Raw genomic sequence first — 19989 nt, 5'->3', positions numbered from 1 at the left:
CGTCGCCCGGCGGCCCAAACGGAACGCTGCGTTACGCGGTCATGCCCGCCGCAACCGCCGCGCAACCTGCCAGAACCGCGCGCCGTGCAGGATCGCAGCGGTCAGCATCCCCAGCCCGGACGCCCATACCAGCGCCATCGGCCCGAACCCCGCATGCGCCATCCACCACCCCGCGCCACCGGTGACGATGAAATAGGCGGCGATGCCGTTGATCCCGGCCACCACCTGATCGCCGAGAGAGCGCAGCGCATACACCAGCACCACCTGCGCGCCATCGAACAGGATGAACGGCGCCCAGACCGGCAGCATCGCCAGCGCGACCGCATGCGCCGCGGGCTCGGCGGGGAAGCCCGCGACGATCGCATGCCGTCCGACGATCAGCAGGATCGCGCATCCGCCGAGCGCCAGCATTGCCAGCGCCGTCGCGATCAACGCGCGCGACACGCCGGCCAACGGGTCGCCCTCGCCCACCGCGTTGCCGACTCGTACCCCCGCGGCCGAACCGAGCCCCAGCGCCAGCGCGAACGTTACATTGTGCATCGCGAACACGATCTGGAACGCATGCGCCACCGCGTCGCCGAACTGCGTCGACAGCGCGATCAGAATCGAAAAGCCGGCGAGTTCCAGCCCGGACGCCAGTGCCGGCACCGCCCCGAAGGCCGCCAGCGCGACCATACCGCGCGGCACGCCAGCCCAGGCGGCACGGTCGATTCGTCGCATCCCGCGCGCCTTCGCCCGCGGTAGCCAGAGCGCAGCCCCGACCATTCCCACCGCACCGAGCATCGAGGCGACGACCGTCGCTGTCGCCGCACCGACCGCGCCCATTGCCGGCAGTCCGAGATGCCCGCCCGCCAATGCCCAGGCGAGCACCGCGTTGAGCGGCAGGATCGCCAAGTTGACGATCGTGACGCGCCGCGGTCGGCTGACCCCTTCGAGAAAGAAACTCGCGGCGAGCATCACCAACTGCGGCGGATAGGTCAGTGCCATCACCCGCACCACGCGCGCAGCGGGCGCGACCAGTCCCGGGGCGACGCCGATCGCGCTCAGCATCGGCGTCGCGAACGCATACGTTATTCCCGCCAGGACCAGCCCGAGCAGCAGCGCGAACGCCAGTCCCTCGCGCAGCACTTGCCCGGTCTGCGGCAGGTCGCCTGCACCATCGGCGCGCGCGGTATGGACGATGATGCCCGACAGCCACGCCAGCCCGGTGACGATCGCGATGAAGGTGAGCGAGCGACTCGCGCCGAGCGCCGCGACCTCGTGCACGCCGACCAGCCCGACCACGACCACGTCGGTCACATGAAGGATCGTCCAGTTGAGGCTGGTCAGCGCAACCGGCCAGGCGAGCGTCAGCACGCGCCGCGTCTCCGCCCGATTGGTGTGCGAGAGGAGCGTGGTCATTCCCCCCGCTACCCAATACGGCTTTGTTTGGGAATGCGCGCAAAGGCGTTGCAGGCCGGCGAAAGCCTTGCTAGTGGCACCGGCCTACCAGCTGCCGGATGCAAGTCCGGCCTGTATCACGTGCGGCCGTGGCGGAACTGGTAGACGCGCAACGTTGAGGTCGTTGTGGGCGAAAGCCCGTGGAAGTTCGAGTCTTCTCGGCCGCACCATTTCTCCCCTGCCCGGGTAAGGCTCCGGGCCAGGTCCGGATCGCCATCCGCCGAGGAACCTTCCGATGTCCATCGACGATACGATGATCGACACGCCCGATGGTCCTATGACCTTTGCGCAGTGGAAGAAGAAGAATCCGGTTCAGCTGCCGTCGCGCCGGACGAAGGGGAAGAAACTGCCCAACAAGGTGAAGCTGACGACCGACGAGAAATAAGCTCGCCCGCGCCTTAGCAGGCGGCAGCGATCAGCATCCGAGAACCTGCGACAACGTCGTCAGCGACAGCGACGCGACGAAGCGCACCCCGAACGAATCGTCGCGGGTCCAGCACACCGTACCGTAGACCGGCGTTTCCATGTCCGGCAGCATGATCTGGCCGGTCAGCCCGGTCGTCACCGGCGTGTCGCTCATCATCTTGGCGCCGCCTGCGGAAATGTCGATCAGTGCCGCGGTGAACGGCGCGCCCTCGAACCGGAGGCGTGCCAGCGCCGCGATCGGGAAGCGCGGCGACCGTGCAGTCCGGCCATCGTCCTGCTTCAGCGTGAACACCCGGTCGACGTCCTGTGGTTCGTCGAACTCGAACCCTGCCTTCACCCCTTTGACCCAGCGCACCGTACCGGCAACCAGCGGCAGCCCGCGTACTTCGATGCGCAATCGTTCGCCGACCACCGGCGCCGTCGTGAAACGCGCCATCAACCCGAACGCGGAGATGTTGTGGACGAGGCAGACGGTTTCATGGTCGCCACGACAAACCTTGCCGATCAGCAGGACGATAGAATGGCGTTGGCCACCACGACGCTCCCGCACCACAGCGGTCGGCACTGGGCGGTCCTGATCGTCCTGGTCATCCAGCATTGCGCGCCCCCTCGGTTGCAATGAAACGGCTTTCGCACGAATCAGCCGTCATTGAAACTTCACATGGTGCCAGAATGTTGCAACGCAACGATTTAACCGCAGTGTCCCTTCCTTGCGGTCGCCGACTGGCGGCCGAACGCGCATGTCAGGATTTGGCGATTGCCTGCAGATAGTTGCAGATGGCGTCCTTCCCAACCGCGCTGAGCGAAATCTCGACGCGGCGGCGGTCGGCAGGGTCGATCACGCGGTCGATCAACCGCAGTTTGTAGAGATGCTCGATCCAGCGTTGCGACGTCGTCACCGGTGCGTCCGCCATTGCTACCAACGCCTTGATGTTCATCGGCTGCGGATTGTCGTGCGCCACGAACAGCGCCAGCAGCATGTCCCAGGCGGGTTCATGGAACAGCTCGGCGGGCAGATGCTGACGCCGCATGCGCCGTTCGGCCATGATCGCGTGCGCCCGGCCGATCAATGCGGCGGGACTGAGCGTCCCATCCTCCGCCGCTGCGACCGGTTCGGCCAACGCCGCTAGCCGTCCGTCAAACTCTTCAGTCACCGCCAGCAGCTTGGCGGTCAGTTCCTTCATCAACCCGACGACGCTATCATTGTGCACACCAGGCTCCCCATCGTCCCGTTTCCCCACGCCCTTTCGCACCTCGGGTAAAGTACGGAACGGCGCATGATTCGCGGAGAGTAGCCACATTGCGTGGAACGGGCCAAGTGAAACGTGTCGTGTTTGGTTACACCGCGTTAACCGAAGATGTCGCCATCACCGCCGCCACATAGCCAAAGCAAGACCAAAGCCGGTTGCGGGAAAACCATTTCAGATCATATTTTTGGAAAAATCTTACCTTACGTGGTAACGCGTTGCTCTACGCGGCAATTCAAAACCATTGCGGTTGCATCTGTCCCGATGCGGGCGTAGCCCCAAAATTAAACATGGCGAACCCTTAAGCGCCTCCCTACCTGACCGGCTGTTTCAGGTTCGCGGGAGCCCAGGAGAGTGATGATGAATGCGATGCGGGTCTATTCGATGCTACAGGAAGCGTGCCGCGCCCTCGAAGACGCCGGCGATCACGCGATCGCGGCCTATGTCGGGACCGGGATGGCGATGGTCGAGGAGAAATATGGCGTCGGCCACGATCATCGCGACTCCGCCGGCCACGACTAAACGCCGGCGGTGACCGAATCACGGTACGGTTTGCCGATATCGCGCGTTAAAGGGTGATATTCGCGCGAAAGGTTTCCGTGCCTGCCTATTTGAACGCCGTCGGTTCCGCCGTTCCCGACCATGATATCCACCACGCGTTTATCGATTGGGCGCGCGAGCGGGTCGAAGCGCGGTCGAAACGGCTGTTCGAGCGGATGGCGGACCGATCGGGAATCGCGCATCGCTGGTCGATCCTGCCCCCCACCGAGGCGGGCGCATCGCCGGTCGGCGAGGGCGGATTCTACGCCGCTGCATCGTTCCCGGGCACGGCCGCGCGCATGACGCTGTATGCCGAACATGCACCGGCGCTGGCGATCGCGGCGGTCGATGCATTGCGGGCGAAAGTTGCGCTCGACGGCGTCACCCATCTGGTGGTGGCGAGCTGCACCGGGTTCGTGGCACCGGGAATCGACCAGATCGTGGCAAGGCGGATCGGTCTGTCTCCCACTATCGAACGGCTGCTGATCGGCTTCATGGGCTGTTACGCCGCCATCGTCGCGTTGCGGACCGCGCGCCACATCGTCCGTTCCGAACCGGACGCACGCGTGCTGGTGGTGACCGTCGAGCTTTCGACGCTGCATCTGCAAGCGGTGAGCGCGATCGAACCGTTGCTGGCGATGCTCCAGTTCGGAGACGGTGCAGCGGCGGCGCTGGTTACGGGCGACGCCAGCGGGTTCGCGCTAGAGGCGCCGTTCGCAACCACGCTGGCCGACAGCGACCACCTGATCCGCTGGGACATCACCGACAGCGGCTTTGCTATGCACCTGTCGGGGGAAGTGCCGGGGCGGATCGCCGCAGCCATCACCGAGCCGGAATTCCGTGCCGTCGCCAGCGGTGGCCATCCGCCGGAAAGCGTCGATGCCTGGGCGGTGCATGCCGGCGGGCGATCGATCCTCGATGCGGTCGAGCATGCACTGCACCTGCCGCCGGAGGCGCTGGCAGCATCGCGCGCGGTGCTGGCGGAGAACGGCAACATGTCGTCCGCGACTTTGATGTTCGTGCTCGAACAACTGCTGGCAGGGCCGAAGGTGACGCGCGGCGTCGCGCTGGCGTTCGGACCCGGGCTGGCGGCCGAGGGCTTAGGCTTCCGGAGCGCGCCGTGATGCTGGTTCGCTCTCATGCCGAAGAACAGATGGACGCGGACGATCTCGATCCCGCGGTCTATGCCGCGGTGGTCGGCGACCTTGCCCGGGTCAATGTCGTCACGCTGGCTGCCCGCCCTACCCTCGCATTTCTCGCGCGTGCCGCCGCGCGGTCGAAATCGCTCAGGATCCTCGACGTCGGCTTTGGCGATGGCGACATGCTCCGCCGGATCGCACGCTGGGCGGCGAAGCGCGGGGTATCGGTCGAACTCGTCGGCGTCGACCTCAATCCGCGCAGCGAGGCCGCGGCACGCGTGCATGGCGGGGCGATCCGGTATGTGACAGGCGATTATGCCGACTTGGCCAACGAGCCTTGGGACGTGATCGTCAGCAGCCTCGTCGCGCACCACATGTCCCACGCCCAGCTGGTCGCGTTCCTGCGCTTCATGGAAGCGCACGCGCGCGTCGGCTGGTTGGTCAACGACCTGCACCGTCATCGCTTCGCGCATGCCGGCTTCCCGTTGCTCGCGACGTTGGCGCGCTGGCATCCGATGGTCCGGCACGACGGTACGCTGTCGATCGCGCGCAGCTATCGGCCCGATGAATGGCCGCCGATCCTGTCCGAGGCTGGCGTCGAGGATGCGCGGGTGTTCCGCGCCTTTCCGTTTCGGCTGTGCGTCGAACGCCTGCGCTGATCGTCGGCGGCGGCCCCGCGGGCGCCGCGACTGCGATCGGATTCGCGCGCGCCGGCGTCCCGCACTTATTGCTCGAACGATCGCGAGAGACCGGCGACGCGCTGTGCGGCGGGTTCTTGAGCTGGCGGACGCTGGAGACGCTGGCCGGGCTGGGGATCGATCCCGATGCGCTCAATCCGGCGCGCGTGACCGACGTCCGGCTGTTTGCGGGTACCCGCCGCGCCGAGGCAAAGCTGCCCCGCCCTGCCATCAACGTCTCGCGCCACCGTCTCGATACCGTGCTGCTGGCCGAAGCGGAACGACTCGGTTCGGCCGTGGAACGCGGCGTCACCGTGCGCGAGATCGACGCACGAACGGTGCGCACCGCGGACGGCGCGACGATGACCACCGACGCGCTGTTCCTCGCCAGCGGCAAGCACGACATCCGTGGCCTCGCGCGTCCGGAAGAAGCTCGCGGTGCCGACCCGACGCTGGGACTGCGCGTGCACATAACCCCATCGCCAGCGTTGGCCCGGTCGCTCGCCGGGCGGATCGAGCTGCACCTGTTCGATCGCGGCTATGCCGGGCTGGCGTTGCAGGAGGATGGCCGCGCGAACCTGTGCCTGGCGGTCCACCGCTCGCGATTGCAGGAGGCGGGGACGCCGCGGCAGCTGCTCGATGCGCTCGGCCGCGAACTACCCGCGCTCGGCGAGTGGATCGCGCGGATCGCGGATCCGGTCGATGCTATCGCCAACGTCCCCTATGGCTGGCGTGAGCGGCACGGCGAAGCGGGGCTGTTCCGGCTCGGCGACCAGGCTGGCGTCATTCCGTCGCTCGCCGGGGAGGGCATGGGGATCGCGCTCGCCAGCGGCGTCGCCGCCGCCGATGCCTATCGCCGAGATGGGCCCGGTGCCGCCGCGGATTGGCAGGTCGATTTCGCCCGTCGGATCGCGCGGCCGATCGGCGTCGCAGGACTGGTGCGCCGCGTTGCCGAGACCGCGGGGGCCGCGTGGCTGCTACCGATGGTCCGACCGTCGCTGATCCGGCTGGTCGCACATGCGACGCGGATCGCGCCCCAACCTGCGGTCCCCGATCTCCGCTTGTAGGGCGCACGCATAGCGCGTAATTCGGCGTCGTTCATGGCTCGTGCGCGTACCTCCCCACCCCGATGGCGCCGCCGGCTGATCATCCTGATCCAGCTGCTCGTCGGCCTGGCCGTCCTGGCGTTCGCGGCGCTGGTGATCGCGGTCTATGTCGCGAAATCGCAGCTGCCGACCTTCGACAGTCTGAAATCGTCGCCCAACGGCCAGATGATCCGCGTCCACGCCGCCGACGGCACCGTGATCGTGTCGCTCGGACCGAGCTATGGCGAATGGCTGCCGTACAACCAGATCCCGCAGGTGATGCGCGACGCGACCATCTCGGTCGAGGATCGCCGCTTCCGCTCGCATTTCGGGGTCGACCCGATCGGCGTCGCGCGCTCGATCAAGGTGCGCTGGGATCGCGGCCGTTTCACCCAGGGCGGTTCGACGATCACCCAGCAGCTGGCGCGCAACGTCTTCCTCAACAACCAGAAGAAGTTCGCGCGGAAATTCCAGGAGGCGATCCTGGCGTTCGCGATCGAGCGCCAGTTCACCAAGGATCAGATCCTCGAACTGTATCTGAACAAGGTGTATTATGGCGGTGGCGCGTACGGGATCGACGCGGCCTCGCGCAAATTCTTCGGGCATGGCGCAGACCATCTGAGCCTGGCCGAGGCCGCGGTAATCGCGGGGCTAGTCAAGGCGCCATCCAACTATTCTCCGACCGCCGATGCCGAGGCTGCGGTCGGTCGCGCGGGCGTCGTCATTAAGACGATGGAGGAGACCGGCGCGATCACGTCGGCACAGGCTGCCGATGCCGACATCCAGGGCCTGAAGCTGGCGCCCGAGCCCAAGCAGAACAGCGTACGCTATTTCACCGACTGGGCGCTGCCGCAGCTGGATACGCTGATCGACGAGACCACCCAGCCGCTAGAGGTGTGGACGACGCTGGACCTGTCGATGCAGCGCCAGGCCGATGAGGCAGTCCGGGCGAATGCGCCGCCGGGTGCGCAAGGTGCACTGGTCGCGCTCGATCGCGGCGGCGAAGTGCGCGCGATGGTTGGCGGCAAGGATTACGTGTCGTCGATCTACAACCGCGCGACACAGGCGGTCCGCCAGCCGGGCTCCGCTTTCAAGCTGTTCGTGTACCTCGCCGCGCTGGAAGCGGGCCACAAGCCCGAGGATTCGATCGTCGACGAACCCGTGACGATCGCTGGATGGAGCCCGCGGAACGATTCACGTCATAATTCCGGCGCGGTTTCGCTGCGCACCGCGTTTGCCTATTCGCTCAACACGGTCGCGGCGAAGCTGGGCCAGGAGGTCGGCTTCGCGACGGTCGCCGACATGGCGCGGCGGTTCGGGATCACCACGCCGGTCAATACCCATCCGTCGATGGTACTCGGCACTTCCGACGTGCGGCTGCTCGACATGACGCGCGCATTTGCCAGCGTCGCCGCCAAGGGCGTCGCCGTGACGCCGTACGGCATCACGCGCGTCAGCTCGAACGGCCAGACGATCTACACGCATGAGGTCGACCGCAGCCACGTGCTGGTCGCGCCCTATGTCGCTGCCGAGATGACCGACCTGCTGCAGACCGCGGTCAACACCGGCACCGGGCGCGCCGCACAGATCGGCCGCCCGGTCGCGGGCAAGACCGGGACCACCAGTTCGTCGAAGGATGGCTGGTTCCTCGGCTTCTCCAGCGGGATCACCACCGGCGTGTGGATGGGCCGCGACGATGCGCGTCCGATCGCTGGGCTGCACGGCGGCACTGCGCCCGCGCGCGCCTGGGCGGCATTCATGAAGCCCGCGACCGCCAGCCGCCCGATCGAACAGTTCGAGACGCAGGTAACCCTGCCCGAATGGCAGCTGGAGCCCGACGAGGAGAGCTATTTCGGCCAGCCCGACAATAGCCAGGACGGAGGTCAGGGCCAGGACGGCGGCCAGATGGTCGACGGCGACGGCAACCCGATCGAGCGCCCCGCCCCCGCGCGCCAGGCGGCTCCTGCCGACGATTCCGGATCACCGGCGATCGAGAGCGACCAGCCCGCGCCGGCACCGCCGCAACAGTTGAACCAGGACTGGATCGACCGCGTCACCGGTCGCGATGCGCCGCGTCGCGAGGCACCGGCGGGACGCCAGCCGCTACAGCGCGACGTGCCGCGCGATCGCTATCAGGACGACCGCCCGACCCAGTGAAGCGCGGCGCCGTGCGTGCGTAGCCAGGCGCGCGCGGGCATCGGGTCGGCCTCGAGCAGGTCGGCGACAAGCGCGTGGAACGCCGGCGCGTGGTTCATATGGACGCGGTGCGCGACTTCGTGCGCGACGGTCGCGCGACGCACCCAGCCCGGCGCGAGGATCAGCCGCCAGCTATAGCGGATCGCACCGCTCGACGCGCAACTGCCCCAACGCCCCTTGGGATCACCGATCGCCACGCGACTGACCGATACGCCCGCCTTTGCGGCGAACTCGGTGGTCTCGCGGGTAAGCATTTCCAACGCGATGCGCTTGATCCAGGCCTCTACCCGGCGCGGGACGGTATCGAGCGGGCCCGAGCATGACAGCATGTCCCCTTCGCGCAACAGAGTGCGGCGGCGGCCCTCCTGCCAGGCGATGGTCAGCGGTTCGTCGGCGACGGTGACGATCGTGCCGGGTTCGAACGGCATCGCCAGCGGCAGTTTCGCACGCTGTTCGGCGAGCCAACCGGCCTTTTCCTCCGCCCAGGCCAGCACGGGTTTGAGCGCCGCACGTTTCGGCAGCACCAGTTTGGCACGGCCGCTGGCGGGATCGATCGACAGCCGCGCACGGCGGGCGCGCGGGTGGCGAACGATCTCCAAGCCGTCGATCACCGGCGGCTCACAGCTCGCGCTCGATCACGTGGTATTCCAACTCGCCGGCCTCGTCCTCGCTGACCGTCCAGCCGCGGACCGACTGCTTGGCACGATGCACCGCCTCGCGGTCCCCGCAGACCAGATAATGCCAGCCGGGCAGGGGCTCCCCCGCCGCGCGCAGGCGATAGGCGCAGGTGCTCGGCAGCCAGTCGATGCCGTGGACGTTGCCCGTCGTCAGCCGGACGCATTCGGGGACATAGGCATGGCGGTGGCGATAGTCGGAACATTGCCCGCTGCGCCGGTCGAGCAGGCGGCACGCCACGTTGGTCGGCACCAGCTCGCCGGTGTCCTCGTCCTCAAGCTTATGGATGCAGCATTTGCCGCAGCCGTCGCACAGCGCCTCCCACTGGCCGCGGTCGAGCTGTTCGATCGGCGTGGTTTCCCAGAAGCGCGTCACGACACCCAGCGCTTGATCTCGTCGGCCACGGCCTGCGGTCCCTGTTCCTGCGGCAACAGCGCGATCGGCTTGCCATCCGGGGCCATCAGATAGGCCTGGCGGCTGTGGTTTACGAGGTAGCCGCCGCCGGGCGAGGGGTCTCCCTTGGCAGAGAAGACGGCGAATTCCTTCTTCACGCCCTCGATCTGTTGGACCGTGCCGGTCAGCCCGACCATCCGCGGATGGAACGCCGATACGAAGGCCTTCAACACCGCAGGCGTATCGCGGGTCGGATCGACCGTGACGAAGATCGGCACGATCTTCGCGGCAACCGCCGGATCGGTCCGTTCCAGCGACTTCAGCGCGGCGCCGATCGCCTGGACGTCGGTCGGGCAGACATCGGGGCAGAAGGTGTAGCCGAAATACATGATCCGGTATTTGCCCGCGAAGTCGCGATCCGAGACGCTGCGGCCGTTCTGATCGGTCAGCGTAAACGGGCCGCCGATCCGCGCGCCTTCCAATGGGGGGCGGGCAGGAGCGACCGGCGCCGGGCTGCAGGCGGACAGCGCAAGCGCGCCGAACAGGGCAAATCGAACTAGGGTCATGATGTCGCCAGCCTTGATCTGTTCGCGGTTGCAGCGCAAGCGTCGGGCACCGCATCGCCGCCAAGGAATCCGAGATGTCGCCCACCCGCCTGCTGCTCGCCGCCCTGCTCCTGACCGCCGGGGGCCCTGCGCTCGCGCAGCAACAATCGGCGGGGTACAAGTTCCTGTCCGCGGTGCGCGACGCCAAGAACAACGACGTGCTGGAAATGCTCAACAAGCCCGGCAGCAGCATCGTCAACGCGCGCGACGTGACCACCGGCGAGGGTGCGCTGCACATCGTCATCAAGCGCGGCGACGAGACCTATCTGCGCTTCCTGCTGCAAAAGGGGGCCGACGCCAATCTGCGCGACGGCAAGGGCAACACCCCGCTGCTGCTGGCGGTGACGATGGGGCAGGCGGGGATGATCCCGATCCTGACCGCTGCGAAGGCCAACCCGAACCTGGGCAATTCGGCGGGCGAGACGCCGCTGATCCGCGCGGTGCAGCGCCGCGACGTCGGCATGATCCGCATCCTGCTGAACGAGGGTGCCGATCCGGACCAAGCCGACATCATGGCCGGCATGTCGGCGCGCGCCTATGCCAAGCAGGACGGTCGCAACCCGGTGGTGACCAAGCTGCTCGAGGACGCGCCGAAGAAGACCCAGAAGGCCGTATCGGGGCCTAAATTCTAGGTTTGCCCTAAAACATCAGACCATCGGCATCGGGATCGACCGTCCCGATCAACCGGCGCGCGGCGCGGCGCCCGAACGCCAGCGTGCAACGCTTGCGTACATGCGCGGGCAGGGGGGTGGAATGCGCCTCCCGGACGATCGCGGCGTCATAGCGATCGGCGACGATGATCCCGGTCCGCTCGGGCAGGAACGCCGAGCCTTCGAGCGGAGCGGTATCGAACCCCGCCGGCACTGCCCAGTAATAGCGGTCGCAATGCGCGAGGTAGTCGGGCCATTTGCCGTCGCCGAGCAAATCGGCACGCGACACCTTGATCTCCACGATGACGATGTTGCCGCGCGCGTCGAGCGCCATCAGGTCGGCGCGTCGGCCGCCGTCGAGCGGGACTTCAGCCATCGCGGTCAGATCGTGGCGGAGCAGCATGCGGACGACGCCGCGTGCGACCTCCGCGGCGCACAGCGGTGAGCCGGGGGCGTCGGTGCAGGCGGAAGGAACATCGAGCATGGACCGGAAATAGAACAATCCGCGAACAGGGCAACCCCGTTCGCGGACTGTTCGACCAGCTGATGTCTAAAGATAGGAGGGCGGGTGGAGTTCAAGCCGGCCAGCGGCTGTGCGCGACCCGCTCGGCCCCAGCGCTATCAGCGATAGAAGATGTGGTTGCCGATCGCTGCGATCTTGGTCAGGCGGCCGCCGGGGCTGCGGTTCGGGGTGTTGAAGAACAGCGCCTTGGGAGCCGGGCTGTTCCACGCGCTGGCGAGTGCGACCTTGGCGACGGCAATCGCGGTACGATAGGCCTTGCCGGCGCTGATCGCGGGGATGTGGCCGCCGCGGACGAAGCTGAACTGGCCACGCTGCGTGACGACGTCGCAGACGTCGGACGGGAAGCGACCCGACTTGGCGCGGTTGATGATGACTTCGGCAACCGCCAGCTGGCCGACGAGCGGCTCACCCTTGGATTCGAAATACACGGCGCCGGCGAGGCACTGGAGCGAGTCGTTTGAGGCGGCGGCGTCCTGCGCGGCGACGGCTTCAGCGAGGGAATCGAATTCTTCGGCTTCGGTGGTTGCGACCGGTGCGGTGGTGACGGCCTGATCGAAGGCGGGGGTCACGGCGGGCACGATCTGCGGAACATTTGCCGAGGGAAGCGTGTTGTAGCTTGCAGAAACGGGAGTCGTGATCGCGACGCGACCGAGTTCCGTTGCGCTGCCAGGCGTGCTGTGTCCAAGCAGGCCGGCAAGTGAGAAAGTCATGGCTGCGATTGTCGCGGCCCGCTGCAAAATCGTCATTCACTCGAGTTAATATGCGGTTGGACCACGGACCCGAGCGGCTAGGCCACTCGTCCGGGCATCCCCCCGACTGCGTAATCGACCCGGATCGCACCCGCACCGACACAACGCGATTTTCGTTGTAATCCCCCTCGGTTCACAGGGGATTCAAGTCAATCGTCGAGCATCACTTCCGCGGCGAAGCGTTCCGCGCCTGCGATGTCCACCTCGATAACCCATAGATCGGGGTCGCGGGCACGACGGCGGCGCCAATACCCGTCGAGGTCCTCGGTCGGAGTCGAGTCGATCAATATCGCGCGGCCGCCCTCGCCGAATCCGCGCTCCAGCAGCTTGGGGGAGCCACCCCGATCGATCGCAACAACCAGCATCGATCCGTCTTGCGTGCCCTTCGCCAGCACCATGCCGGAGCCACCAGAATCGTTGACACGACGGAGCAGGGCGGTGGCGATGACAGTCGTTGGCAGTCGGCCGGTCACGACGGGATACTGATGCGATAGCCGGGCAGGTCGGCAAGCGGGATGCGCGAGCGCATGAACGTACCCGTACCCCGCGCGGCCTCTTCCCCGTCGGCGTCGATCAACCGGGCATCGGCGACGAACACCCGCCGCTTGCCGCTGATCCAGCGTCCCTCGGCGATGACCGGCCCGGCCTTCAACGGCCGCGTGAGCAGCAGGTTGAACGCCGTCGTCAGCAGGAATCGATCGGTGACGAGGCTGTTCGCGGCGTAGAAGGCGGCGTCGTCGAGCATCTTGAAATAGCTGGTGCCGTGCGCCGCGCCGCCAGCATGATAATGGCGCTCGTCGATCGTGAACCGGATTCGCGCAACCCCGCTTTCCGGGATCTCGAGCGTCGATTCGAATAACTGGTTGATCGGCGCCGCTGCGTACAAAGCTTCGAGCGCGCGGAAATGCGCCTGCGCGCCACTCTCAGGCGGCATCGCGCGTCTCGTCCGTCGCGAACAGCGCATACAGTGTATCGCGCGATCCGGTCCCGCGCAGCTTCGCCAGGAACGCCTGGTCGCGCAGCCGCCGCGACACCCGCGCGAGCGCCTTCAGGTGGACGGCACCGGCATCGGTCGGCGACAGCAGCAGGAAGACCAGATCGACCGGCAGATCGTCGACCGCCTGGAAATCGACCGGCTGCGCCAGTCGCGCGAAGACCGCGGTCACCTGTTCGAGCCCTTCGATCTTGGCATGCGGGATCGCGACACCGCCGCCAAACCCGGTCGATCCCAGCTTCTCACGTGCGGCGAGGCGCTCCGCGATAAGCTTCGCATCGCCGTGGATCACGGTCGCCGCTACGCTTGCCAAATGCTGGAGCACGGCTTTCTTGTTCGCGGCGACGACGCCTGTCAGCACGGCGTCCTCGCGCAGCATATCGCTGAAATCGTTCATTGCCGTGCCATGAATCTGTAAGCCCCCGCACAGCGCCTTAGCGTGCGCGGGGGTATAAAGGCTATGCCGTAGCCGACGGCGCTGCGGCGCGTTGTGGCTCGACCCAGCCGATCGTGCCGTCACCGCGGCGATACACCATGTTGTGCGCGCCGGTGCCGGCATTCTCGAACAGCAACGCCGCAGTGTTGCGTAGATCGAGCATCATCACCGCGTCGGAGACGCTGGCGACGGGAATATCGACGCGGGTCTCGGCGATGATCAGGGGGGCGTCCGCGACGTCCTCTTCCCCCAAGCTTTCCTGGAACAGCGTATAGCCCGCATTGTCGTAGCCGATGCTCTCCGCGGCCGCGACGGCCTCGCCGGCATGGCGATCCTTCAGGCGGCGCATGTAGCGGCGCAGCTGCGTCTCGATCTTGGCGGCGGCGCCGTCGAACGCGGCACGGGCGTCATAGGCGTCAGAATGCCCCTTGAGGACGAGGCCTTTCATGACGTGCGCGACGATATCGCAGGTGAACCCGGCGTCGTGCGGACCCTTTCCGAAGGTTACTTCCGCTGAAATCGCGCGCGAGAAATATTTATCGGCGATACCCTGGAGTCGGTCTTCCACATGGCTGTTGAGCGCATCGCCGGTGGCGACCTGATGACCAGAAATCCGGATATCCATTATAGTCTCCTCATTGGCCGGACGGTCCTGTTGGCTCCGTCCGCTCAGCGTCATCCGGACGCCGCGGCCCCCCAGATCGGATCCTTGATCCTGCTCATAAACGCTGCATGCGCCGCAAGGTCTCCCTCGCTCACCACGAAAACACGCGGCGGGCGGGCGATACGGGGCGTGCGTGCGACGACCGGTGAGGCACTCGCCGCGCTGGCCTCTGCAATCAGGCCAAGCCCGATCTGTCGTCCACCCAGCAGCTCTACATAGACCTGTGCCAGCAGCTGCGCGTCGAGCAGCGCGCCGTGCAACACGCGGTGGCTGCGATCGATCCCGAACCGCGAACACAGCGCATCGAGCGAATGCTTGGCACCGGGATGACGGCTACGCGCGATCTGCAGCGTGTCGACCATCCGGCCCATATGGACGATTGGGCGGCCGCAGCGTTGCAGCTCGCCGTTCAGGAAGGAGAAATCGAACCCGGCATTGTGCGCGATCATCGGCGCGTCGCCGATGAAGTCGATGAGATCGTGGACCGCTTCGCCGAACCGCGGCTTGTCCGACAGGAACGTCTCGCTCAGGCCGTGGACGTTGAACGCCTCGACCGGCATGTCGCGTTCGGGATGGTAATAGGCGTGGAAGGTGCGACCGGTCTCGACCCGGTTGACCATCTCGACACAGCCGATCTCGACCATGCGGTCGCCGCCTGAAAAACTGAGGCCGGTGGTTTCGGTGTCGAAGACAATCTCGCGCATCGGCAGGTTATCCTCCTTCGGTGCCCGTCACGCAAGCGATCACCGCGCGAACCTGGGCGCGGGTTTCCTCGAAGCCGATGTCGGTCGCGATGACGAAATCCGCACGCGCGCGCTTCTCCGCGTCGGGCATCTGGCGGGCGAGGATCGCCTGGAAGGTCTCGACGGTCATGCCGGGGCGTGCCAGCACCCGCGCGCTCTGGACCGCGGCGGGGGCGGAAACCACGACGACCCGATCGACCTTTGCATCGCCGCCGGTTTCGAACAGGAGCGGCACGTCGAATACCACCAGCGCATTGCCGTGCTGCGATAGAAAAGCGGCGCGGGCCACCGCGACGGCCGGATGCACGATCGCTTCGAGCCGCGCGATCGCGGCGTCGTCGCCGAACACCATCGACCCCAGCCGCTTGCGGTCGACTGCGCCATCTGCCGTCGTTCCGGGAAAGGCCGCCTCGATTGCAGGGACAAGCGCACCGCCAGATGCTTGCAACCGATGCACTTCGGCATCGGCATCGAACACCGGAACGCCGAGATCGGCGAACATCCCCGCGACCGCGGACTTGCCCATGCCGATCGATCCGGTGAGCCCGATGATCATGCCGTGAGCAGCGTCCGCAAGGCGTCGTCGTGGTCGCGGGGAGGTTCCACGTGGAACAATATTTCGAACGCCACCGCCGCCTGCGCGATCAGCATTTCGAGACCGTCCACTGTCTCGAGATCGCGTTTGCGCGCGGCCTTGAGAAGCCCGGTCTCGAGCGGCGAGTATACGATGTCGTAGACCAGGCTGTCGTCGTCGAGCGCGCTCAGATCGATGTCGAGCGGTGGTTGTCCGGCCATGCCGAGTACGCTTGTGTTGACCAGCAACCGCGAAAGTGGGGCGGCCGGCGCCAAGGGCAGGGCCTGGCCTTTGAGTTTGAACAGGGCCAGCAAGGCGGCGCCCTTGAGTGGATTGCGGTTGAGGATGGTCACCGGCCCGACCCCCATCCGCGACAGCGCGAACAGCACCGCACGCGCTGCGCCACCGGCACCGATCACCGTCACCGGCTGGCCGGCGATATCGAGGTCGTCGATCGGCGCCCAGAATCCTGCGGCATCGGTATTGGTCCCGATCATCGCGCCGTCAGTGCCGCGGAACACGGTGTTGATCGCGCCGATCGTCCCGCGAACGTCGCCGGGGTCGGTGACGTGATCGAGCGCGGCCAGCTTGTGTGGCATGGTGATGTTGCACCCCTGCCAGGCGGGATCGGCCTTGCGACTTTCGAAATACGCGGGAAGCGCGTCGGCGGTGACGTGCGCCCTGCGATATTCGGCGTCGATACCGAGCGCATCGAGCCAGAAGCCGTGAATGATCGGCGACTTTGATTGCGCGATCGGGTCGCCGATCACTTCGGCATAGGGTTTCGTCATCGTTGGTCCTCGTTAACCCGTCGGATCGTCATGCCGGCAGCTCGCCCCGCACGCGCAGATAATCCAGGACGTTCAGCAATGGCATGCCCAATACCGTGAACTGGCTGCCGTCGATCTTCTCGAACAATTGTACGCCGGGCCCCTCGACCCGGTAGCATCCCACGCACCCGGAAATCGCCGGCCATTCGGTGTCCAGATAGGTCTCGATGAATGCGTCCGACAGCGGACGTACGAAGACCTTCGCACGTTCGACATGCCGCCACACGACTTGCCCGTTCTCGGCGATCACCGCGGCGCTCCACAGATCATGGCGTGCCCCCGACATTCGACGAAGATGGTCGGCGGCATCGGCGCGGTCGACCGGCTTGTCGAGGATGCTGCCATCCTCAAGCGCGACCAGGGAATCGCTGCCGAGCACGAGGTAGCCGGGCTTGCGCGCCGAAACCTTCAACGCCTTCAACTCGGCGAGCGCATCCGCCAGATCGCGAGGCGAAAGATGGCGCAACGCGGGTTTCGCGGCGTCCTCATCGACGCCGGCATGCGTCGCCTCGAACGGCACGCCCGCCGCTACGAGCATCGCACGGCGCGATGCACTCTGCGATGCAAGGATCAGCGTCATGCCGTCACGCCTCGCCGGTCGTTGCAGAGCGCGATGATCGCCGCCGCGGTTTCCTCGATCGACCGGCGGGTGACGTCGATCACCGGCCAGCCATTGTCGGCGAACATCCGCCGCGCAAAGGCGAGCTCGCGCATCACCGCCTCCTCCTCGACATAGGACGTATCCGGCGCCTGTTGCAGCGACAGCAACCGGTTGCGACGGACCTGGATCAATCGATCCGCGCTGGTCGTCAGCCCGACGATCAGCGGGTGCTTGAGCCCGTAGAGATTGGCCGGCGGTGGGCTTTCGACGACGATCGGGATGTTCGCGGCTTTGTAGCCGCGGTTGGCGAGGTAGATCGAGGTCGGCGTCTTCGACGAGCGCGAGACCCCGGCGAGGACGACATCCGCCTCTTCCCATTCCTCCGATGCGATCCCGTCGTCATGCGCGATGGTCCACTGGATCGCATCGACGCGGGCGAAATACGCGGCGTCGAGGACATGCTGGCGGCCCGGACGTGCCTTGGCCTGCTGACCGAGCAGCCCCGACAATGCGTCGTTGACCGGGTCGAGCGGCGCCACTGCAGGCAAGCCAAGTGTCAGGCAGCGCTGTTCGAGGATCCGCCGCGTCGCCGGGTTCACCAGCGTGAAGATCACCAGGCCCGGGTTCTGCGCGACCTCCTGCAGGATGCGTTCGAGATGCGCCTCGGTCCGGACCATCGGCCAGAAGTGGCGGACGGTTTCGACGTCGTCATATTGCGCGAGCGCCGCCTTCGCGATGTTCTCGAGCGTCTCGCCGGTGGAGTCCGACAACAGGTGGAGATGCAGGCGCATCATCGGCCGGTGCCGGGCGGTTCTGTGGATAACATGGGCACAAGGGCTAGCGTAACTCGGCCTCTCCGCCAAGCGACCCGGGACCCGTGGAAAACCCGCAATCTATCCACAGCCGCGCACACAGGGAGGGTTTCACTCCACAGCCTGTGGATAACGGGGACGCGCGATCCGAATCACACCGTTTCCGGCGTGCCGCCGCGGTCAAGCTGTTGGCAATTCCGGGATCACCGCATAAGCCCCGACATCCACCTGCCAATCACTTCAACAATCCTTTCTAAGAATCTTCTTATTAGAAGAAGGGGACGCCCGTTGACCGATCCCAAGCCCCTGCTCGCAACATTGCGTGGCGAGCGTCAGGCGGTGCCGCCGTTATGGCTGATGCGCCAAGCCGGACGCTATCTTCCCGAATATCGCGCGTTGCGGGCGGAGAAGGGCGGCTTCCTCGCGCTTGCGACCGATCCGGAGGCGGCCGCCGAGGTGACATTGCAGCCGATCCGCCGGTTCGGGTTCGACGGATCGATCCTGTTCTCCGACATCCTGATGGTGCCTTGGGCGCTGGGGCAGGACCTGAGCTTCGGGGTGGGCGAGGGGCCGCGGCTGGAGCCGGCGCTGATGAACCATGCGCTCGATCGCCTTCATGCCCAACCCGCGCGCCTAGAGCCGGTCTATGGCACCGTCGCGCGTGTCGCCGCAGCCTTACCGCCCGAGACGACGTTCCTGGGCTTTGCGGGGTCTCCTTGGACGGTCGCGACCTATATGGTGGCGGGGAAGGGGAGCAAGGACCAGGGCGAGACGCGGCGCTTCGCCTATGCCGACCCGGTCGGGTTCGGCGCGATCATCGATGCGATCGCCGACAGCACCATCGACTATCTGGCGAAACAGATCGAAGCGGGGGTCGATGCGGTCCAGCTGTTCGACAGCTGGTCGGGCAGCCTGTCGCCGGCGCAGTTCGAACGGTGGGTGATCGCGCCGACTGCGCGGATCGTGTCGGCGCTGCACGAACGCTGTCCGGGCGTGCCGGTGATCGGCTTTCCCAAGGGCGCCGGGGGGAAACTGCCGGCCTATGCGCGGGAAACCGGCGTCGATGCGATCGGGCTGGACGAGACGGTCGATCCGGTCTGGGCGAATAGCGTCCTGCCAGCGGACATGCCGGTGCAGGGCAATCTCGATCCGCTCGCGCTGATCGCGGGCGGTGCCGATCTCGACGACGCGATCGACCGCATCCTTGCCGCGTTCGCCGAGCGTCCGCATATCTTCAACCTCGGCCACGGCATCCTGCCCGACACGCCGGTTGCGCATGTTGAATATCTGATCGCCCGCATACGGAGCACGACATGACCGGTTTCCTGGGAGCGGCGTATGACTGGATGAAGGCCGCCCATCTGATCTTCGTGATCTTCTGGATGGCGGGGCTGTTCATGCTGCCGCGCTATCTGGTGTATCATCAGGAGGCGCTGGCCGCCGGCAACGCGGCCGAAGCGGCGAACTGGGTCGAGCGTGAGGGCAAGATCCGCAGCATCATCCTGACCCCGGCGATGATCGTGGTCTGGGTGCTGGGGATCGCACTCGCGCTGAACCTGGGGATTGCGGACGGCGCGCCTGGGCTCGGGTGGCTTCATCTGAAGCTGGTGCTGGTGGTGATCCTGTCGGGCTATCACGGCTGGGCGGTGGGCTATGCCAAGAAGCTCGCGCGCGGTGCACCGACGTTGACGGGGAAACAGTTGCGGATGCTCAACGAGGTGCCGGCGTTGGCGGTGACGTTGATCGTGGTGCTGGTGATCGTGAAGCCGTTCTGAATTCGTGTTCTCCTGCGAACGCAGGAGCCCCGGTTACAAGCGATGGCATTCGTGATCCTGGGCCCCTGCGTTCGCAGGGGAACGGTAGCGCGCGATGACCATGCACCGCTTGACTTGCCCCGCCCCCAATTCTACCTCAAATCCAGATACGGCCTCCTGGCGTCCTGCCCGGTCGTGACTTTATGCTTAGTTCGTTCGCCCAGTTCCGCTTTTGA

General features: G+C 66.3%; 26 protein-coding genes and 1 tRNA gene. 10 read left to right on the top strand and 17 right to left on the bottom strand.

The window, feature by feature from the left end; translation table 11 throughout:
- Window positions 1-39: 39 nt before the first annotated feature.
- On the bottom strand, window positions 40-1401 hold the full coding sequence (locus tag SJY20_RS00635; RefSeq protein ID WP_380784675.1) for an MATE family efflux transporter: 1362 nt from the start codon (window positions 1399-1401) through the stop codon (window positions 40-42).
- Between the two features lie 122 nt (window positions 1402-1523).
- Between SJY20_RS00635 and SJY20_RS00630 the strand changes: the two genes are divergently transcribed.
- Window positions 1524-1610: transfer RNA gene (locus SJY20_RS00630), tRNA-Leu, on the top strand.
- Between the two features lie 65 nt (window positions 1611-1675).
- Window positions 1676-1825 carry a hypothetical protein gene (locus SJY20_RS00625; protein WP_380784674.1) on the top strand — a complete coding sequence of 50 codons (150 nt, stop codon included), beginning with the start codon at window positions 1676-1678 and terminating at the stop codon, window positions 1823-1825.
- A gap of 30 nt (window positions 1826-1855) precedes the next feature.
- Here SJY20_RS00625 and SJY20_RS00620 read toward each other — a convergent pair whose 3' ends face one another.
- Both SJY20_RS00620 and SJY20_RS00615 read right to left on the bottom strand, forming a co-directional pair.
- The gene (locus tag SJY20_RS00620; protein WP_380784673.1) at window positions 1856-2464 is read right to left on the bottom strand and encodes a PilZ domain-containing protein; all 609 of its coding nucleotides are present in this window, start codon (window positions 2462-2464) and stop codon (window positions 1856-1858) included.
- A gap of 145 nt (window positions 2465-2609) precedes the next feature.
- On the bottom strand, window positions 2610-3077 hold the full coding sequence (locus tag SJY20_RS00615) for a hypothetical protein (RefSeq protein WP_380784672.1): 468 nt from the start codon (window positions 3075-3077) through the stop codon (window positions 2610-2612).
- Window positions 3078-3470: 393 nt separating this feature from the next.
- Here SJY20_RS00615 and SJY20_RS00610 point away from each other — a divergent pair, with 393 nt between their 5' ends.
- From SJY20_RS00610 to SJY20_RS00590, 5 genes are all read left to right on the top strand, one after another.
- Window positions 3471-3635: a hypothetical protein gene (locus SJY20_RS00610; protein WP_380784671.1), complete on the top strand. Its 165-nt coding sequence runs from the start codon at window positions 3471-3473 to the stop codon at window positions 3633-3635.
- A 77-nt stretch (window positions 3636-3712) separates the two neighbouring features.
- The gene (locus SJY20_RS00605) at window positions 3713-4777 is read left to right on the top strand and encodes a type III polyketide synthase (protein ID WP_380784670.1); all 1065 of its coding nucleotides are present in this window, start codon (window positions 3713-3715) and stop codon (window positions 4775-4777) included.
- The gene (locus SJY20_RS00600) at window positions 4777-5451 is read left to right on the top strand and encodes a methyltransferase domain-containing protein (protein ID WP_380784669.1); all 675 of its coding nucleotides are present in this window, start codon (window positions 4777-4779) and stop codon (window positions 5449-5451) included. The genes SJY20_RS00605 and SJY20_RS00600 overlap by 1 nt, the downstream gene beginning before the upstream one ends.
- On the top strand, window positions 5430-6536 hold the full coding sequence (locus SJY20_RS00595) for an NAD(P)/FAD-dependent oxidoreductase (RefSeq protein ID WP_380784668.1): 1107 nt from the start codon (window positions 5430-5432) through the stop codon (window positions 6534-6536). Before SJY20_RS00600 ends, SJY20_RS00595 begins: the two co-directional genes overlap by 22 nt.
- 33 nt (window positions 6537-6569) lie before the next feature.
- On the top strand, window positions 6570-8711 hold the full coding sequence (locus SJY20_RS00590) for a transglycosylase domain-containing protein (protein WP_380784667.1): 2142 nt from the start codon (window positions 6570-6572) through the stop codon (window positions 8709-8711).
- Here the strand turns inward: SJY20_RS00590 and SJY20_RS00585 are convergent.
- From SJY20_RS00585 to SJY20_RS00575, 3 genes are read right to left on the bottom strand one after another with little or no spacing between them, the layout of a single operon-like run.
- Window positions 8687-9361 (bottom strand): M48 family metallopeptidase, encoded by a 675-nt coding sequence (locus tag SJY20_RS00585; protein ID WP_380784666.1) that lies wholly within the window; start codon window positions 9359-9361, stop codon window positions 8687-8689. The two genes, SJY20_RS00590 and SJY20_RS00585, sit on opposite strands and share 25 nt — an antisense overlap.
- 7 nt (window positions 9362-9368) lie before the next feature.
- Window positions 9369-9809 (bottom strand): YcgN family cysteine cluster protein, encoded by a 441-nt coding sequence (locus tag SJY20_RS00580; RefSeq protein ID WP_380788505.1) that lies wholly within the window; start codon window positions 9807-9809, stop codon window positions 9369-9371.
- Window positions 9797-10384 (bottom strand): SCO family protein, encoded by a 588-nt coding sequence (locus SJY20_RS00575; protein ID WP_380784665.1) that lies wholly within the window; start codon window positions 10382-10384, stop codon window positions 9797-9799. Before SJY20_RS00575 ends, SJY20_RS00580 begins: the two co-directional genes overlap by 13 nt.
- Window positions 10385-10458: 74 nt before the next feature.
- Between SJY20_RS00575 and SJY20_RS00570 the strand changes: the two genes are divergently transcribed.
- Entirely contained in the window at window positions 10459-11055 is a 597-nt protein-coding gene (locus SJY20_RS00570) for an ankyrin repeat domain-containing protein (RefSeq protein ID WP_380784664.1), read from the top strand.
- A gap of 7 nt (window positions 11056-11062) precedes the next feature.
- On the opposite strand, the gene SJY20_RS00565 is transcribed toward SJY20_RS00570, so the two are convergent.
- The 11 genes from SJY20_RS00565 to SJY20_RS00515 all read right to left on the bottom strand — a co-directional run bounded on the left by SJY20_RS00565 (window position 11063) and on the right by SJY20_RS00515 (window position 17981).
- Entirely contained in the window at window positions 11063-11557 is a 495-nt protein-coding gene (locus SJY20_RS00565; RefSeq protein WP_380784663.1) for an MmcB family DNA repair protein, read from the bottom strand.
- 137 nt (window positions 11558-11694) lie between these two features.
- Window positions 11695-12342 carry a cell wall hydrolase gene (locus tag SJY20_RS00560; protein ID WP_380784662.1) on the bottom strand — a complete coding sequence of 216 codons (648 nt, stop codon included), beginning with the start codon at window positions 12340-12342 and terminating at the stop codon, window positions 11695-11697.
- 152 nt (window positions 12343-12494) lie between these two features.
- Window positions 12495-12818, bottom strand: a complete 324-nt coding sequence (locus SJY20_RS00555; protein ID WP_380784661.1) for a DUF1491 family protein — start codon at window positions 12816-12818, stop codon at window positions 12495-12497.
- Complete coding sequence (locus SJY20_RS00550; protein ID WP_380784660.1) at window positions 12815-13279, bottom strand: PaaI family thioesterase; 465 nt, start codon at window positions 13277-13279, stop codon at window positions 12815-12817. The genes SJY20_RS00555 and SJY20_RS00550 overlap by 4 nt, the downstream gene beginning before the upstream one ends.
- On the bottom strand, window positions 13269-13736 hold the full coding sequence (locus tag SJY20_RS00545) for a PTS sugar transporter subunit IIA (protein ID WP_380784659.1): 468 nt from the start codon (window positions 13734-13736) through the stop codon (window positions 13269-13271). Before SJY20_RS00545 ends, SJY20_RS00550 begins: the two co-directional genes overlap by 11 nt.
- Window positions 13737-13797: 61 nt before the next feature.
- On the bottom strand, window positions 13798-14400 hold the full coding sequence (hpf, locus tag SJY20_RS00540; protein ID WP_380784658.1) for a ribosome hibernation-promoting factor, HPF/YfiA family: 603 nt from the start codon (window positions 14398-14400) through the stop codon (window positions 13798-13800).
- Window positions 14401-14450: 50 nt separating this feature from the next.
- Window positions 14451-15143 carry a DNA polymerase III subunit epsilon gene (dnaQ, locus tag SJY20_RS00535; protein ID WP_380784657.1) on the bottom strand — a complete coding sequence of 231 codons (693 nt, stop codon included), beginning with the start codon at window positions 15141-15143 and terminating at the stop codon, window positions 14451-14453.
- A 7-nt stretch (window positions 15144-15150) separates the two neighbouring features.
- Window positions 15151-15738, bottom strand: a complete 588-nt coding sequence (coaE, locus tag SJY20_RS00530; RefSeq protein ID WP_380784656.1) for a dephospho-CoA kinase — start codon at window positions 15736-15738, stop codon at window positions 15151-15153.
- Window positions 15735-16547: a shikimate dehydrogenase family protein gene (locus SJY20_RS00525; protein WP_380784655.1), complete on the bottom strand. Its 813-nt coding sequence runs from the start codon at window positions 16545-16547 to the stop codon at window positions 15735-15737. The genes coaE and SJY20_RS00525 overlap by 4 nt, the downstream gene beginning before the upstream one ends.
- A 28-nt stretch (window positions 16548-16575) precedes the next feature.
- Window positions 16576-17166: a Maf family protein gene (locus SJY20_RS00520; RefSeq protein ID WP_380784654.1), complete on the bottom strand. Its 591-nt coding sequence runs from the start codon at window positions 17164-17166 to the stop codon at window positions 16576-16578.
- Window positions 17163-17981 carry a pyruvate, water dikinase regulatory protein gene (locus SJY20_RS00515; protein WP_380784653.1) on the bottom strand — a complete coding sequence of 273 codons (819 nt, stop codon included), beginning with the start codon at window positions 17979-17981 and terminating at the stop codon, window positions 17163-17165. Before SJY20_RS00515 ends, SJY20_RS00520 begins: the two co-directional genes overlap by 4 nt.
- A 306-nt stretch (window positions 17982-18287) precedes the next feature.
- On the opposite strand from SJY20_RS00515, the gene hemE reads away from it, so the two are divergent.
- Together hemE and SJY20_RS00505 are read left to right on the top strand one after the other, a co-directional pair.
- Window positions 18288-19316 carry a uroporphyrinogen decarboxylase gene (hemE, locus tag SJY20_RS00510; RefSeq protein WP_380784652.1) on the top strand — a complete coding sequence of 343 codons (1029 nt, stop codon included), beginning with the start codon at window positions 18288-18290 and terminating at the stop codon, window positions 19314-19316.
- Window positions 19313-19774, top strand: a complete 462-nt coding sequence (locus tag SJY20_RS00505; protein ID WP_380784651.1) for a CopD family protein — start codon at window positions 19313-19315, stop codon at window positions 19772-19774. The genes hemE and SJY20_RS00505 overlap by 4 nt, the downstream gene beginning before the upstream one ends.
- Window positions 19775-19989: the final 215 nt, after the last annotated feature.

Origin of the sequence: Sphingomonas sp. R86521 (assembly GCF_042466235.1) — a bacterium.
GTDB lineage: Bacteria > Pseudomonadota > Alphaproteobacteria > Sphingomonadales > Sphingomonadaceae > Sphingomonas.
Note: the sequence above shows the minus strand (reverse complement) of the source record. Positions and strands in the feature narration are given on the sequence as shown.

Bases quoted from the DNA above. Each gene is read 5' to 3' on its own strand.
- SJY20_RS00525 (WP_380784655.1), bottom strand. From the start codon at position 16,547: ATGACGAAACCCTATGCCGAAGTGATCGGCGACCCGATCGCGCAATCA.
- SJY20_RS00575 (WP_380784665.1), bottom strand. From the start codon at position 10,384: ATGACCCTAGTTCGATTTGCCCTGTTCGGCGCGCTTGCGCTGTCCGCC.
- SJY20_RS00550 (WP_380784660.1), bottom strand. From the start codon at position 13,279: ATGCCGCCTGAGAGTGGCGCGCAGGCGCATTTCCGCGCGCTCGAAGCT.
- SJY20_RS00565 (WP_380784663.1), bottom strand. From the start codon at position 11,557: ATGCTCGATGTTCCTTCCGCCTGCACCGACGCCCCCGGCTCACCGCTG.
- SJY20_RS00515 (WP_380784653.1), bottom strand. From the start codon at position 17,981: ATGATGCGCCTGCATCTCCACCTGTTGTCGGACTCCACCGGCGAGACG.
- SJY20_RS00625 (WP_380784674.1), top strand. From the start codon at position 1,676: ATGTCCATCGACGATACGATGATCGACACGCCCGATGGTCCTATGACC.
- dnaQ (WP_380784657.1), bottom strand. From the start codon at position 15,143: ATGCGCGAGATTGTCTTCGACACCGAAACCACCGGCCTCAGTTTTTCA.
- SJY20_RS00600 (WP_380784669.1), top strand. From the start codon at position 4,777: ATGCTGGTTCGCTCTCATGCCGAAGAACAGATGGACGCGGACGATCTC.
- SJY20_RS00590 (WP_380784667.1), top strand. From the start codon at position 6,570: ATGGCTCGTGCGCGTACCTCCCCACCCCGATGGCGCCGCCGGCTGATC.
- SJY20_RS00635 (WP_380784675.1), bottom strand. From the start codon at position 1,401: ATGACCACGCTCCTCTCGCACACCAATCGGGCGGAGACGCGGCGCGTG.
- SJY20_RS00560 (WP_380784662.1), bottom strand. From the start codon at position 12,342: ATGACGATTTTGCAGCGGGCCGCGACAATCGCAGCCATGACTTTCTCA.
- SJY20_RS00545 (WP_380784659.1), bottom strand. From the start codon at position 13,736: ATGAACGATTTCAGCGATATGCTGCGCGAGGACGCCGTGCTGACAGGC.
- SJY20_RS00505 (WP_380784651.1), top strand. From the start codon at position 19,313: ATGACCGGTTTCCTGGGAGCGGCGTATGACTGGATGAAGGCCGCCCAT.
- SJY20_RS00610 (WP_380784671.1), top strand. From the start codon at position 3,471: ATGATGAATGCGATGCGGGTCTATTCGATGCTACAGGAAGCGTGCCGC.
- coaE (WP_380784656.1), bottom strand. From the start codon at position 15,738: ATGATCATCGGGCTCACCGGATCGATCGGCATGGGCAAGTCCGCGGTC.
- SJY20_RS00620 (WP_380784673.1), bottom strand. From the start codon at position 2,464: ATGCTGGATGACCAGGACGATCAGGACCGCCCAGTGCCGACCGCTGTG.
- hpf (WP_380784658.1), bottom strand. From the start codon at position 14,400: ATGGATATCCGGATTTCTGGTCATCAGGTCGCCACCGGCGATGCGCTC.
- SJY20_RS00570 (WP_380784664.1), top strand. From the start codon at position 10,459: ATGTCGCCCACCCGCCTGCTGCTCGCCGCCCTGCTCCTGACCGCCGGG.
- SJY20_RS00520 (WP_380784654.1), bottom strand. From the start codon at position 17,166: ATGACGCTGATCCTTGCATCGCAGAGTGCATCGCGCCGTGCGATGCTC.